This window comes from Streptomyces sp. A0958 (genome assembly GCF_004795035.1).
In the GTDB taxonomy this organism is placed as follows: domain Bacteria; phylum Actinomycetota; class Actinomycetes; order Streptomycetales; family Streptomycetaceae; genus Streptomyces.
Window position 1 is genome coordinate 77778 of sequence record NZ_SSBK01000022.1, and the last position, 13188, is coordinate 90965.

The window sequence follows — 13188 nt, forward strand, 5'->3', positions numbered from 1 at the left end:
GGTACGTCACGGATGCGGCATACGAGTGGCGGACAGCCGAGCCGACGCTAAGCGGCCGCACTTCCCGCCACCAAACGGACAGGAGGTTTTGTCGCGCATCCCACAGGGCGGAGCCACCCCTTACCCGACAAATAGCCGTCAAGTGGACATACGGGGAGGCTCCGGCGGCAACAACACGCCGGTGCCTCCCCGTTGCCCGCGCGGCGGGCGGAGGTGAGCGGTCAGCCGCTGACGACCGTCACCTCTCCGATGCCGAGCGCCCTGACCGGCTCCTCGATGCGCGAGGCGTCACCCACCAGGACCGTGACCAGCCGGTCCCCCGGGAAGGCGCTGACCACGGCCGCGGTCGCCTCGACGGTGCCGGTCTCTGCGAGGCGGGCGTACAGCGTCGCCTGGTAGTCGTCCGGAAGGTGCTGCTCCACCTGGTCGGCGAGGGTGCTCGCGACGGAGGCCGCCGTCTCGAACTTCAGCGGGGCGACGCCCACGAGGTTCTGCACGGCCGTCTCGCGCTCCGCGTCCGTCAGGCCCTCGGCGGCCAGCGTCCGCAGGACCTTCCACAGGTCCTCCAGCGCCGGCCCGGTGGACTCGGTGTCCACGGAACCACTGATGGCGAGCATCGCGGCGCCCGTCGCCCCCGAGGCGGAGTCCACGGCGCCGGAGCGCAGTACCTGGGCGAAGGCCCGTACCCCGTAGGTGTAGCCCTTCTCCTCGCGCAGCACCCGGTCGAGCCGGGAGGTGAGCGTGCCGCCCAGGCAGTACGTGCCGAGCACCTGGGCCGGCCACACGCTGTCGTGGCGGTCGGCGCCGATGCGGCCGATGAGCAGCTGCGTCTGCACCGCGCCGGGGCGGTCCACGATCACCACCCGGCCGGTGTCGTCGGCGGTGATCGGCGGGAAGGGGCGGGCCTGGGCGGTGTTCCCGGACCAGTCGCCCAGGGTCTCGGCGAGCAGCGCGTCCAGGTCGATCCCGGTCAGGTCGCCGACCACGACGGCCGTCGCGGTGGACGGGCGGATGTGCGCGTCGTAGAAGGCGCGCACGGCCGCGGCGTCGATCCGCGCCACGGTCTCCTCGGTGCCCAGGCGCGGGCGCGACATGCGGGCCGAGGCCGGGAACAGCTCCTTGGAGAGCTGCTTGGCCGCGCGGCGGGCCGGGTTGGCCTGCTCGTGCGGGATCTCGTCCAGCCGGTTGCGCACCAGCCGCTCGACCTCGCTGTCGGTGAAGGCCGGCGCCCGCAGCGCCTCGGCGACCAGGCCGAGCGCCTTGGCCAGCCGGGAGGCCGGGACCTCCAGGGAGACCCGGACGCCGGGGTGGTCGGCGTGGGCGTCGAGGGTGGCGCCGCACCGCTCCAGCTCGGCGGCGAACTCCTCGGCGCTCTGCTTGTCGGTGCCCTCGGACAGGGCGCGCGACATGATCGTCGCCACGCCGTCCAGCCCCTCGGGCTCGGCGTCCAGCGGGGCGTGGAGGGAGATCTCGACGGCGACGACCTGCTGGCCGGGGCGGTGGCAGCGCAGCACCGTGAGGCCGTTGGGCAGGGAGCCGCGCTCGGGCGCGGGGAAGGCCCAGGGCCGGGCCACGCCGGGGGCGGGCTGGGGGTGGTACTGCATCGAAACTTCAGTCGCGGCAGCGTCGGTCACTGGTCCGCCCCTTCGTGCGCGTCGGTGTCGGTGGCGGCGGCCTCCGCCTCGTCGGCGGTCTCGGGCTCGACCGGTTCGTAGACCAGCACCGCCCGGTTGTCGGGCCGCAGCTGGGCGCGGGCGGCCGCCTTGACCTCGTCCGCGGTGACGTCGAGCACCCGGTTCACGGCGGTCAGGGCGAGCTGCGGGTCGCCGAACAGCACGGCGTACCGGCACAGTTCGTCGGCGCGGCCCGCGACCGTGCCGAGCCGGTCCAGCCACTCGCGCTCCAACTGGGCCTGGGCGCGTTCCATTTCCTCGGGCGTGGGGCCCTCCTCGGCGAACCGGGCCAGCTCCTCGTCGACCGCGGTCTCGATCTCGGCCACCTCCACGCCGCCGGACGTCTTGACGTCCAGCCAGCCCAGGGAGGGCGCGCCGGCGAGCCGGAGCAGCCCGAACCCGGCGGCGACGGCGGTACGGTCGCGCCGGACCAGGCGGTTGTGCAGCCGCGACGACTCGCCGCCGCCCAGCACGGTCAGGGCGAGGTCCGCGGCATCGCACTCGCGGGTGCCGTCGTGGGGCAGCCGGTAGGCGGCCATCAGGGCGCGGGCCGGCACCTCCTCGCGGACCTCCTCGCGCAGCTGACCGCCCATGATCGGGGGCAGCGCGCCGTCGCGCGGCGGCTGCTTGCCGTCGTGGGACGGGATGGAGCCGAAGTACTTCTCGATCCAGGCGAGGGTCTGCTCGGGGTCGATGTCGCCGACGACCGAGAGCACCGCGTTGTTCGGCGCGTAGTACGTACGGAAGAAGGCGCGCGCGTCCTCCAGGGTCGCCGCGTCCAGGTCGGCCATCGACCCGATCGGGGTGTGGTGGTACGGGTGGCCCTCCGGGTAGGCGAGGGCGGTCAGCCGCTCGAACGCGGTGCCGTACGGGACGTTGTCGTAGCGCTGGCGGCGCTCGTTCTTGACGACGTCGCGCTGGTTCTCCATGGACTCCTCGTCGAGCGCGGCGAGCAGCGAGCCCATCCGGTCGGCCTCGAGCCACAGGGCCAGCTCCAGCTGGTGCGTGGGCATCGTCTCGAAGTAGTTGGTCCGCTCGAAGCTGGTGGTCCCGTTGAGCGAGCCGCCGGCGCCCTGCACCAGCTCGAAGTGTCCGTTCCCCTTGACCTGGCCGGAGCCCTGGAACATCAGGTGCTCGAAGAGGTGCGCGAGACCGGTGCGCCCCTTGACCTCGTGGCGCGAGCCGACGTCGTACCAGAGGCACACCGCCGCGACCGGGGTCAGGTGGTCCTCGGAGAGCACCACGCGCAGGCCGTTGGCCAGACGGTGCTCGGTCGCTGTCAAGCCGCCGGAGCCGGCCTGGGCTGTGGCCGTGTGACCCATGGGCATGTACGTCCCTTCGATCGCGCTACTGGTTGTCGATGTGGATGAAGTCGCTTCGCGAGCTTGTTTCGCGAGGCTGATTCGAGACACAGCCACTGTATGCAAGCGAACAGACACCTGGCGAAGTTCCCCTTTGGCGAAAGTTCGCGAGAAAGCGCGAACGGGGAGGCCCGGGGCCCCTCGGAACGCGCGGAGAACGCCCTTTGGGACGGGTCGAGGTCGGGGTTGTCAGTGGCGCGGTCCACAATGGTGCGCGTCAGAACCTGAGGGAACCTGAGGTTGCCCGCACAGAATCCGTGAAGGAGTCGCAGCAGCGATGGCCCGCCGCAGCACGAAGACCCCGCCGCCGGTCGACTTCGAGGAGAAGATCCTCGACATCGACGTCGTCGACGAAATGCAGGGCTCCTTCCTTGAGTACGCGTACTCGGTGATCTACTCACGCGCCCTGCCGGACGCCCGCGACGGCATGAAGCCGGTGCACCGCCGCATCGTCTACCAGATGAACGAGATGGGCCTGCGCCCGGACCGCGGCTTCGTCAAGTGCGCCCGGGTGGTCGGCGAGGTCATGGGCAAGCTGCACCCGCACGGCGACGCGTCGATCTACGACGCGCTGGTGCGGATGGCCCAGCCGTTCTCGATGCGGCTGCCCCTCGTCGACGGACACGGCAACTTCGGCTCGCTGGGCAACGACGACCCGCCGGCCGCCATGCGGTACACCGAGTGCCGGATGGCCGACGCGACCTCGCTGATGACGGAGTCGATCGACGAGGAGACGGTCGCCTTCCAGTCGAACTACGACGGCCAGGAGCAGGAGCCGGTCGTCCTTCCGGCCGCCTACCCCAACCTCCTGGTCAACGGCACGACCGGCATCGCGGTCGGCATGGCGACCAACATGCCGCCGCACAACCTGGGCGAGGTCATCGCCGCGGCCCGGCACCTGATCAAGCATCCGGGCGCGGACCTGGAGACCCTGATGCGGTTCGTCCCGGGCCCCGACCTGCCGACCGGCGGGCGCATCGTGGGCCTCGGCGGCATCAAGGACGCGTACGCGCGCGGCCGCGGCTCGTTCAAGATCCGCGCCACGACCGCCGTGGAGAACGTCACGCCGCGCCGCAAGGGCCTGGTCGTCACCGAACTGCCCTTCACCGTCGGCCCGGAGAAGGTCATCTCCAAGATCAAGGACCTGGTCTCGGCGAAGAAGCTCCAGGGCATCGCCGACGTCAAGGACCTCACCGACCGCTCGCACGGCCTGCGTCTGGTCATCGAGATCAAGAACGGCTTCGTGCCGGAAGCGGTGCTGGAGCAGCTCTACAAGCTGACGCCGATGGAGGAGTCCTTCGGCATCAACAACGTGGCGCTGGTCGACGGCCAGCCGCTCACGCTGGGCCTCAAGGAGTTGCTGGAGGTCTACCTCGACCACCGTTTCGACGTGGTGCGCCGGCGCAGCGAGTTCCGCCGGACCAAGCGCCGCAACCGGCTGCACCTGGTCGAGGGCCTGCTGGTCGCCCTGGTCGACATCGACGAGGTCATCCGGCTCATCCGGTCCAGCGACAATTCGGCGCAGGCGAAGGAGCGGCTCATGGAGCGCTTCTCGCTGAGCGAGATCCAGACGCAGTACATCCTGGACACGCCGCTGCGGCGGCTGACCCGGTTCGACCGGATCGAGCTGGAGAGCGAGCGGGACCGGCTGAACACCGAGATCGCCGAGCTGACGGCGATCCTCGAATCGGACGCCGAGCTGCGCAAGCTCGTCTCCTCGGAACTGGCCGCGGTCGCCAAGAAGTTCGGCACGGCCCGGCGCACGGTGCTGCTGGAGTCGGCCGGTTCGCAGGTCGCTTCGGTGCCGCTGGAGGTGGCGGACGACCCGTGCCGGGTGCTGCTGTCCTCGACGGGCCTGCTGGCGCGTACGGCCAACGACGACCCGATCGACTTCGCCGAGGGCGCCAAGCGGTCCAAGCACGACGTGATCGTCTCCGCGGTGCCGGCGACGGCTCGCGGTGACGTCGGGCTGGTGACGTCCGCCGGGCGGCTGCTGCGGCTGCCGGTGATCGATCTGCCCCAGCTGCCGGACACGCACGCGGCGCCCAACCTGTCGGGCGGGGCGATGATCGGGGAGTTCCTGACGCTGGAGGCGGACGAGGAGGTCGTCTGCCTCACCACGCTCGACGAGGCGTCACCGGGCCTGGCGCTCGGCACGCTGCAGGGCATCGTGAAGCGCGTGGTGCCGGACTATCCGGCCAACAAGGACGAGCTGGAGGTCATCACCCTCAAGGAGGGTGACCGGATCGTCGGAGCTGCGGAGCTGCGGACCGGTGAGGAGGACCTCGTCTTCATCACCTCGGACGCGCAGCTGCTGCGCTACCCGGCGGCGCAGGTACGCCCCCAGGGGCGGCCGGCCGGCGGTATGGCGGGCGTCAAGCTGGCGGCGGGTGCGCGGGTGCTCTCGTTCGCCGCGGTGGACCCGGCGGCGGACGGCGCGGTGTTCACGGTCGCGGGTTCGCACGGGACGCTGGACGACTCGGTGCTGACGTGCAAGCTGACCCCGTTCGACCAGTATCCGCGCAAGGGCCGGGCGACCGGTGGGGTGCGCTGTCAGCGGTTCCTGAAGGGCGAGGACGTGCTGGTGTTCGCCTGGGCGGGGACCACACCGGCCAGGGCGGCTCAGAAGAACGGCGCCCCGGCCTCGCTGCCCGAGCCCGATCCGCGGCGCGACGGTTCCGGGACGCCGCTGCCGAGCCCGGTCGCGGTGATCGCCGGCCCGGTGTAGGAGGCAGGGCCCGCGCTTCGGGTCGGCGTGCCGGCGCTACGCGTCGTCGGCGGGCTGTTGCACGTACCGCAGGACGCCCCACATGGCTCGCTCGTGTGCGGCGTCCTGCGGCGCCTCCCGGCCCGCCCCCTCGCGGTCCGTCTCCCGCGGCGCCCGGCAGCTCTCCAGCTCCTTGCGCAAAGCCGGTGCGTCGATGCCGGAGCCGATCAGGACGAGCTGGGTCCGCTTCGGCTCGCCGCGCGTCCAGGGCCTGGGAGTGAACCGCAGGAACCTGCCTACGGCGTGCACCCCGTAGGCGTTGCCCGGGTCGCCCGCGCCGAAATCGACGTACCCCTTGATCCGGTACAGCCCTTCGGGCCGTGAGTCGAGGAAGTCCATCAGCCGGCGGGGGTCCATCGGTGCGTCGGAGGTGAAGTCGACGCTCTCGTACGCCGTGTGCAGATGAGCGCCGTGCCCGTCGCCGTCCTCCTCCGCACGCTCCTCCAGGTACAGGTCCTCGAAGGTCAGCTGACGCGCCTTCTCGGCGCCGTCGGGCCGCAGCGCCGGGTCGAAGAGCAGCTGCGGATCGATCCGCCCGTAGGTGGCGGGGACGACCGCCGCCGTGCTGCCGCTGTCGGTGACGGCCTGCCGGACGCGGGCGCATTCCTCGTCCCCGGCCCGGTCCGTCTTGTTGAGCACGACGAGGTCGGCCACCGCGAGATGGCGGTCGATCTCCGGATGGCGTTGCCGGGTGGCCTCGAACTCGGCTGCGTCGACCACCTCGACCAGTCCCCCGTACACGATGTGCGGGTTGTCGCTGGCGAGGACCATGCGCACGAGTTCCTGCGGCTCCGCGAGCCCGCTCGCCTCGATGACGATGACGTCGAGACGAGCGGCAGGCCGGGTCAGCGTCTCCAGATAGGTGTCCAGTTCGCTCGCGTCGACCGCACAGCACAGGCAGCCGCCGCCCAGCGACACGGTCGAGCCGACCTGCCCGGAGACGGTCATCGCGTCGATCTCGATGGCCCCGAAGTCGTTGACGACGACACCGATCCGGTTCCCCGCACGGTGCCGCAGGAGGTGGTTGAGCAGCGTCGTCTTGCCGGAGCCCAGGAATCCCGCGAGGACGACGACCGGGATCTGGGGGCTGTGGGACGAGCTCAACGGGGGCCTTCCTGCGGGGTCAGACTGCCGGGACCGGCTGGGGCGGGGGCGGGCCGACGTAGCGGGCCGCCGGGCGGATGATCTTCGAGTCCTCCGCCTGCTCCAGGATATTGGCGCTCCAGCCCACGACCCGCGCCGCGCAGAAGGTCGGGGTGAACATCTCGCGCGGCAGCCCGCACAGTTCCATGACCACTCCGGCGTAGAACTCCACGTTGGTGTGCAGCTCGCGCCCGGGCTTGAGCTCGGCGAGGATGGCCTCGACCTGGCGTTCCACCTCGACGGCGAAGTCCACGAGCGGGCCGCCGAAGCCCTGGGCGATGGACCGCAGCATGCGCGAGCGGGGGTCCTCGGTGCGGTAGACCGGGTGGCCGAAGCCCATGATCCGGTCGCCGGCGAGCACCCGCTCGCGAATCCAGCCGTCGATGCGGTCGGGGGTGCCGATCGCGTCCAGGGTGTCGAGGGCGCGGCTGGGCGCACCGCCGTGCAGCGGGCCGGAGAGCGCTCCGACGGCGGCCACCAGGCAGGCGGCGACGTCCGCTCCGGTCGAGGCGACGACCCGGCCGGTGAAGGTCGAGGCGTTGAAGCCGTGGTCGACGGTGGAGATCAGATACTGCTCGACGGCCCTGACCCGGGCGTCGTCCGGCACGGAACCGGTCAGCATGTGCAGGTAGTTGGCCGCGTGCGGCAGGTCGGCACGGGGTTCGACGGGGTCGAGTCCCCGGCCGAGCCGGTACAGGGCGGCCAGCACGGTGGGGACGGCGGCGCAGGCGGTCAGGGCATCGGTACGGCGCCGGTCCGCGTCGATGTCGTACACCGGCCGGAAGCCGGCCGAGGCCCCGAGCAGGGAGAGCGCCGTACGCAGCCCGGACAGCGGGCCCGACACCGCGCCGGCGCGGGCTATGGCCGGCAGGGCGTCGCGAACCGCGTCGGGCAGGACGCGCAGGGCGGCCGTACGGGCGGCGAAGTCGGCGCGGGCGACCGGACCGGGTAGTTCGCCCTCGGTCATCAGGTACCAGACGTCCTCGAAGCTGCGGGTCTGCGCCAGTTCGACCGCCGAGAACTGGCGGTAGTGGTAGAAGCCCTCGCGGCCCCGGACGTCTCCGAGGGCCGTATCGGTCACGACGACACCCGCGAGACCTCGGGGGACGTCGAGCGGTGCTGCGCCGGTCGTGGTCGGCATTGCTTCCTCCATGGACAGTCCGTTGACTCCTTGATATTGATTCGACTGTCCATGCATGACTGCAAATCTGTCAATATTGATTGAATCAACATGAACCTATGAATACAGTGACGCCATATGGATACGGTGACGGCATGACGGATCGATCAGGGGCGTACGAGGAAGCGCGGCCGGGCGCGACCGGCGGGCGGCTCACCACGCGGGAAACGGCCGAGCGCCTGGGCGTGAAGCCCGAGACGGTGTACGCCTACGTCAGCCGCGGCCAGCTGAGCAGCAGCCGTGTACCGGGCGGGCGCGGCAGTACCTTCGACGCGGCGGAGGTCGACGCGCTGGCACGGCGGACGGGACGCAGGGAGTCACCCTCCCCCACGGGTGAGCCGCCCGTCCGTACCGGCATCACCCTCATCGCCGGTGACCGGTACTACTTCCGGGGCGTGGACGCGGCGGAACTGGCCGTGCGCCATACGTACGAGGAGGTCGCCGAGTGGCTGTGGACCGGTGAGTTGCGACCGGGCATCCGCTTCACGGCTCCGGCGCAGACGGTGGCCGCGGCCCGCCGGGCGGTCGGCGCGCTGCCGGCGCACTGCGGTTCCACGGACCGGCTACGGGTGGCGGTCGTCGCCGCCGCTGCCGCCGACCCGCTGCGCTTCGACCTGTCGCGCGAGGCGGTGCTCGGGGGCGCGAGAAGCCTGGTCCCTACGCTGGTCGCGGCGTTGCCGACGGTGGGCGGGGACGGGGCGGGCGGGGGTGAGGTCGCGTCGGCCGGCCTGGCCCGTCAACTGTGGCCAAAACTCACCGCCCGCCGACCCGACGAGGCGTCACTCGCCGTCCTGGACGCAGCACTCGGTCTCCTGATCGACCACGACCTGGCCGCCTCGACGCTGGCGGCCAGGGTCGCCGCCTCGGCCCGGGCCCATCCGTACGCGGTGGTCTCGGCGGGTCTCGGCGTGCTGGAGGGCCCCCTGCACGGCGCGGCCAGCGGGCCGGCCCACCGCATGCTGGCCGAGGTCCTGGAGCGGGGCGGCGCTGCCCCGGTGGTCGCGGACCATCTGCGGGCCGGCCGCCGGGTGCCCGGGCTCGGCCACCGGCTGTACACCGGCGAGGACCCCCGCGCCCGCACCCTGTTCGATCTGCTCGCGCGCATCCCCCGGGCGGCGCCGGCTCTGACCGCAGCCCGTGACGTGGTCGCCACCACGGCACGGGACACGCCCCTGCACGCCAACGTCGATCTGGCCCTGGCCGCGCTCTCGGTCGCCTCGGGAATGCCGCCGGAGGCCGGAGAGACGGTGTTCGCGATCTCCCGTACGGCGGGCTGGATCGCGCATGCACTGGAGGAGTACGGGGAACGCCCGCTGCGGATGCGCCCCAGCGGGCACTACACGGGGCCCCGGCCGCCCCAGCCCCTCCCTGCACCGGATGGGGCACCCACGCAATAGCCCGTACCACTGGCGCAAAATCGCGACGCTCAGCGGGAAGCGCCGCGCGGAGGCTGGGCCGTGGAGCCGCGGACGACCAGTTCCGGTTCGAAGAGCAGCTCGTCCGACGGCACCGCGCGCCCGCCGATCTGTACGGAGAGCAGCTCGACGGCGGCCCGGCCCATGGCCTCGATCGGCTGACGGACGGTGGTGAGCGGGGGTTCGGTGCAGTTCATGAAGGCCGAGTCGTCGTATCCCACGACGGACACGTCGTCGGGGACCGAGAGGCCCCGCCGCCGCGCCGCGCGCACGGCTCCCAGGGCGAGCGGGTCGCTGGCGCAGATGAACCCGGTGACCCCCTCGTCCAGCAGCCGCGCTGCGGCGGCCTGCCCGCCCTCCAGCGAGAACATCGCCCGGGTCACCCACGCGTCCGGGATGGTCGTACCGGACTCCTCGGCGAGCACGCGGGCGGCGGCCAGCTTGCGCTGCGAAGGCATGTGGTCCGAGGGGCCGAGTACCAGGCCGATGCGCTCGTGGCCCAGCGAGACCAGGTGGCGCCACGCCTGCTCCACGGCCACGGAGTCGTCGCAGGAGACGCAGGGGAAGCCGAGGTGGGCGATGCCCGCGTTGATCAGGACGACGGGGATCTTGCGGTCGGCCAGCACCTTGTAGTGGTCGTGCGGGGCGTCGGCCTGGGCATAGAGACCACCGGCGAAGACCACGCCCGACACCTGCTGCTGCAGGAGCAGTTCGACGTAGTCCGCCTCGGAGACCCCGCCCTTGGTCTGGGTGCACAGGACGGGGGTGAGGCCCTGCTGGGCGAGCGCACCGCCGACCACCTCGGCGAAGGCGGGGAAGATCGGGTTCTGCAGTTCGGGCAGGACCAGGCCCACCAGCCGGGCCCGTTCGCCGCGCAGCTGGGTCGGGCGCTCGTAGCCGAGGACATCGAGCGCGGACAGAACGGCCTGCCGCGTGGCGTCGGAAACGCCCGGCTTGCCGTTGAGCACCCGGCTGACCGTGGCCTCGCTGACTCCAACCTTCTGTGCCACCTGAGCAAGTCGTCGCGTCATACGCGCAAGATTAGCGCAAGTAACGCAAGCAGATTGCGTGGGGTAGGAAACAAGACGATTTTCGGAAGCACGGCGACGCCCGAGCCGTTTCCCCCGGCACCTCCACCGCATGAGCACCGGAGCCTCGCCTCAAACCCGCCCGGCCCCCACCACCCCTACGCGCGCCACCGTACTCGCCGCCGCCCCACCCAGGCACCCCTCCACTCACGACTCAAAAGCGGGGCGGTTCATTCGGCCGGACGGCCTCGGGTGCGCCGCCTCGCACCTGAGCACGCCCCCTCTTCTTACCTCGAAACGTGAACAACTTCGAGGGAGGCGGCGGCCGGTACCTGGAAATGACCAACGGCGGTACGGCGGTGTTCGTGGACGTGCTGACGTTCGCCGTCTCGCACCGGCCCACGAGCCGCGGGACTTCCGCTTTACGGCCCTGCCGACGCTCCAGGACCAGAACGTGATGGGACGTGGCGTGGCCGGCTTCGGCCTGAAGGAGCTCGGTCGAGGCCCTGCGGCCCATGCCCCGCACGCCTCACACCGCACCGGCCCCGGTCATCGCGCGCACCTCGATCTCCGCGTGCTTGGCCGCGTCCGGCGGTTCGCTCGCGGTGATCGTCCCGATCCAGCCGGCGAGGAAGCCCAGCGGGATGGAGACCAGGCCCGGGTTTTCCAGGGGGAAGATCTGGAAGTCGGCCCCGGGGAAGAGCGAGGTGGGGCTGCCGGAGACGACCGGGGACAGCAGGACGAGCAGGACGGCGGGAATCAGGCCGCCGTAGACCGACCAGACCGCGCCGCGCGTGGTGAAGTCGCGCCAGAACAGCGAGTAGAGCAGCACGGGGAGGTTGGCCGAGGCGGCGACCGCGAAGGCGAGGCCCACCAAGAACGCCACGTTGAGGTCCTGCGCCAGCAGACCCAGCCCGATGGCGGCCACTCCGATACCGGCCGCAGCCACGCGGGCCACGGCCACCTCGCTGCGCTGCTTTGCGCCGGGCCGCTTGAGCGAGGCGTACAGATCGTGGGCGACGGACGCGGACGAAGCGAGGGTGATCCCGGCGACGACCGCCAGGATGGTCGCGAAGGCCACCGCGGCGACCACGGCGAACAGAATCGTCCCGCCGGTGGAGCCCTCACCCCCGCCGAGCACCATGGCCAGCAGCGGGACAGCGGTGTTCCCGGCGGGATTCGACTCCCGTACGTCCGCCGTGCCGACCAGCGCCGCCGCCCCGAACCCCAGCACGATCGTCATCAGGTAGAAGCTCCCGATGAGGCCGATGGACCAGACGACCGACCGGCGGGCCGCGCGGGCGGTGGGCACGGTGTAGAAGCGGGACAGGATGTGCGGCAGCCCCGCCGTGCCGAGCACCAGGGCAAGACCGAGGCTGATGAAGTCGATGCGCGCCGTCCAGCTCCCGCCGTACCGGAGGCCGGGCGAGAGGAAGTCCTTGCCGTACCCGCTGCGGTCGGCGGCGGAACTGAGCAACTCGTTGATGTTTCCGTGGAAGCGGACCAGGACGAGCACGGTCAGCACCACGGTGCCCGCCATCAGCAGGACGGCCTTGACGATCTGAATCCAGGTGGTGGCGCGCATCCCGCCGAGCGAGACGTACACGACCATGAGTGCCCCGACGCCGATGACGGTCCAGGACCGGGCAGCTCCGCTCGTCCCGCCGAGGAGCAGGGCCACCAAGCTGCCGGCGCCGACCATCTGCGCCACCAGATAGAGCACGGAGACGGTGACGGAGGACGTCCCCGCGGCGATGCGGACCGGGCGCTCGGCCATCCGGGCCGCCACCACGTCGGCGAGGGTGAACCGCCCGCAGTTGCGCACGAGTTCCGCCACGAGCAGCAGGACGACCAGCCAGGCGACCAGGAAGCCGACCGAGTAGAGCATGCCGTCGTAGCCGAAGAGGGCGATCAACCCGGAGATGCCCAGGAAGGAAGCGGCGGACATGTAGTCGCCCGCGATGGCGAAACCGTTCTCCATCGGGGAGAACAGGCGGCCGCCGGCGTAGAACTCCTCGGCCGAACCCTGCCTGTTGCGGCTCACCCACGTCGTGATGGCAAGGGTGACCGCGACGAAGACGCTGAACAACAGCAGCGCCAGCGTCTGATGGTTGCCGCTCAACGCCGGACCCCCCGTGTCATCTCCTGGGTCTCCCAGCGCAGATCGAGCGCGGCCCGGTCCCTGCGCAACCGCGCGTGCCGCGCGTACGCCCCGGTGAACAGGAACGTCGTCAGGAACTGGCCGAGCCCGGCGACCATGGCCACATTGACCGCCCCGGCCACCGGCCGAGCCATCAGCCCGGGAGCGGTGACCGCAGTGACGACATAGGCGAGGTACCAGACGAAGAAGGCGGCGGTGGCGGGGACGACGAAGCGCCGGTAGCGGCGGCGCACCTCCTGGAAGGCCTCGCTGCGCTGCACCTCCAGATAGATGTCCGCCGCGCTGTGGCCATCCCTGGGTGCGGCGGGACCGGGCACCCCGGCGGGCGCGAGGCCGCCCGCACCGTCCAGCTCCTCCCATCCGGAGGTCAGCGCGTCGTCCCACGGGTCGTCGAGCCGCATCGCTGCGGACTCACGCCCTGCTTCCTTGTCCACCGAACAACTCCCCTTGTCCACAGACC

The 13188-nt window shown here is 71.5% G+C and carries 9 protein-coding genes; 2 read left to right on the forward strand and 7 right to left on the reverse strand.

Annotated features, from left to right (window positions below; translation table 11 throughout):
- Positions 1-221 precede the first annotated feature (221 nt).
- Both E6P78_RS21570 and E6P78_RS21575 read right to left on the reverse strand, forming a co-directional pair.
- A complete protein-coding gene (locus E6P78_RS21570) occupies positions 222-1604 on the reverse strand; it encodes a pitrilysin family protein (RefSeq protein WP_136205311.1) in 1383 nt (460 codons plus the stop codon).
- 26 nt (positions 1605-1630) lie between these two features.
- Positions 1631-3001, reverse strand: a complete 1371-nt coding sequence (locus tag E6P78_RS21575) for a pitrilysin family protein (RefSeq protein WP_206307868.1) — start codon at positions 2999-3001, stop codon at positions 1631-1633.
- A gap of 310 nt (positions 3002-3311) precedes the next feature.
- On the opposite strand from E6P78_RS21575, the gene E6P78_RS21580 reads away from it, so the two are divergent.
- Complete coding sequence (locus tag E6P78_RS21580) at positions 3312-5762, forward strand: DNA topoisomerase IV subunit A (RefSeq protein ID WP_136205277.1); 2451 nt, start codon at positions 3312-3314, stop codon at positions 5760-5762.
- Between the two features lie 36 nt (positions 5763-5798).
- Here E6P78_RS21580 and E6P78_RS21585 read toward each other — a convergent pair whose 3' ends face one another.
- Positions 5799-6905, reverse strand: coding sequence for a GTP-binding protein (locus E6P78_RS21585; RefSeq protein ID WP_136205278.1), 1107 nt, complete (start codon positions 6903-6905; stop codon positions 5799-5801).
- A 19-nt stretch (positions 6906-6924) separates the two neighbouring features.
- A complete protein-coding gene (locus tag E6P78_RS21590) occupies positions 6925-8085 on the reverse strand; it encodes a citrate synthase/methylcitrate synthase (protein WP_136205279.1) in 1161 nt (386 codons plus the stop codon).
- Positions 8086-8219: 134 nt separating this feature from the next.
- Between E6P78_RS21590 and E6P78_RS21595 the strand changes: the two genes are divergently transcribed.
- The gene (locus tag E6P78_RS21595) at positions 8220-9521 is read left to right on the forward strand and encodes a citrate synthase (RefSeq protein WP_136205280.1); all 1302 of its coding nucleotides are present in this window, start codon (positions 8220-8222) and stop codon (positions 9519-9521) included.
- Positions 9522-9550: 29 nt separating this feature from the next.
- Here E6P78_RS21595 and E6P78_RS21600 read toward each other — a convergent pair whose 3' ends face one another.
- The 3 genes from E6P78_RS21600 to E6P78_RS21615 all read right to left on the reverse strand — a co-directional run bounded on the left by E6P78_RS21600 (position 9551) and on the right by E6P78_RS21615 (position 13129).
- A complete protein-coding gene (locus E6P78_RS21600) occupies positions 9551-10570 on the reverse strand; it encodes a LacI family DNA-binding transcriptional regulator (protein WP_136205281.1) in 1020 nt (339 codons plus the stop codon).
- Between the two features lie 526 nt (positions 10571-11096).
- A complete protein-coding gene (locus E6P78_RS21610; RefSeq protein WP_136205282.1) occupies positions 11097-12689 on the reverse strand; it encodes a cation acetate symporter in 1593 nt (530 codons plus the stop codon).
- Positions 12686-13129, reverse strand: coding sequence for a DUF485 domain-containing protein (locus tag E6P78_RS21615; protein WP_136205313.1), 444 nt, complete (start codon positions 13127-13129; stop codon positions 12686-12688). The genes E6P78_RS21610 and E6P78_RS21615 overlap by 4 nt, the downstream gene beginning before the upstream one ends.
- Between the last annotated feature and the right edge of the window lie 59 nt (positions 13130-13188).